Source organism: Stenotrophomonas sp. Steno-Z1, assembly GCF_056393175.1.
The window spans coordinates 1-525 of record NZ_JBWJPB010000023.1; the positions used below are offsets into that span (position 1 = coordinate 1).

Below are 525 nucleotides of genomic sequence, written 5' to 3' on the forward strand. Positions count from 1 at the left end.
ACGCGACGCGGACAGGTTTTCCGAGGAGGTCTGCAGGTTGGCGACGACCGAGGTGAAGCGGTTCTGGATCGCACCGAGGTCGGCACGGGTGTTGTTGATCGAGCTCAGCGCCTTGTCAACGATTTCCAGCGCCTGCTGGGCACCCTTCACGGTGGACACGTCGATCTTGTCGGCGAACTGCTTGGTCGGGACCGTGGTGTTGCCGGCCAGCGTGATGTCGGTACCGCTCAGCTGCACGACGGCGCCGTCCTTGTCGACGCTGTCCTTGACCGAGGTCAGGGTCAGGGCGCCGGTGGTGGCATCGGCTTCGGCATAGATGCCGGTTTCGCCGATCTTGGCGTTGATGTGCGCGGCCAGCGACTGGCCGGCCTTGGCGGTGGTGGTCTCGGTCAGCTTCAGCTCGGCGAAGGACACCGTGCCCGACGCGCTGGTCAGGCTGAACGCGGCGACCGTCGAGGTGCCGTCGGCGGCGACCGTCGGGGCAGCGGCGGTGGCGGTGACGAACTGCGCGCCGCCCAGGGCGTC

1 protein-coding gene is annotated in these 525 nt (G+C 67.8%); it reads right to left on the reverse strand.

Features of this window, described 5'->3' with window-relative positions; all coding sequences use genetic code 11:
• Positions 1–525, reverse strand: a 525-nt coding sequence (locus tag AC06FD_RS20430) for a flagellin (RefSeq protein ID WP_478078732.1), incomplete at both ends; no start/stop codon positions are given.